This is a genomic window from Janthinobacterium sp. BHSEK (assembly GCF_056174685.1).
The window spans coordinates 1-727 of record NZ_JBWBYV010000188.1 but is presented as its reverse complement, the minus strand read 5'-3'; the positions used below and the strand labels follow the sequence as shown (position 1 = coordinate 727).

Here is a 727-nt window from a genome sequence, read left to right as displayed (position 1 = left end):
GCGCACGTCAGCGGCGAACGGAGCAGCCTGCAGCTGACCTTTCCTGATGATGTGGTGGCAACCTTCGACATCCTGGTCAAATCAATGCCTGTTGCCGGTGCCGTCAACGCCGTTCTGAAGGGCACCATCGATACTAAGGTAACTGGCAAGGTGGTGTGGTCATGAGCGGCTTGTTGAGCAAATCGGCGATCCTGGGCGCGGCCGACCTGAAACATGAAGACCTGCCAGTACCAGCCTGGGGCGGTACGGTGCGTATTCGCGCCATGACGGGTATGGAGCGAGATGCTTTCCGGACCTCGATTGCCTCCGAAGCGGGCGTGCCGGTAGGGCGCTTCTCGGCGGCTCTGCTGGCGGCCACCATCGTCGATGAGTTCGGCGTGCGGCTGTTCACAGTGGGCGACATCGAGGCGCTGCAAGCAAAGTCGGCGGCGTCGCTCGATGGCCCTGCCGAGGTAGCCATGCGCTTGAACGGCCTGGGTGCCAAGTCGGGGCCGGATGCCGCAAAAAACTCCGGGAGCGACCAGAGCGGCGATTCTGGTTCCGCCTCGCCAAAGAGCTAGGCAAGTCGGTGCGCCAGGCTCAACTGGAGATTTCTTCAGCTGAGTTTACCGAGTGGATGGCCTACTACGAGCTGGAACCGTTTGGCGACCTGGTCGCCGATCAACGGCACGGAGTGGCCAGCGCTTTGCTGGCAAATATCAACCGTAACAGCAATACACGGCCTGAG

2 protein-coding genes are annotated in these 727 nt (G+C 61.5%); both read left to right on the top strand.

What is annotated here, in order from left to right; translation table 11 throughout:
* The first annotated feature begins 161 nt into the window (after positions 1–161).
* A complete protein-coding gene (locus tag AC0V2Y_RS28230) occupies positions 162–560 on the top strand; it encodes a hypothetical protein (protein WP_475418091.1) in 399 nt (132 codons plus the stop codon).
* An 8-nt stretch (positions 561–568) separates the two neighbouring features.
* Positions 569–727 (top strand): phage tail assembly protein T (locus AC0V2Y_RS28225; RefSeq protein WP_475418453.1); only part of this gene is annotated, 159 nt, incomplete at its 3' end.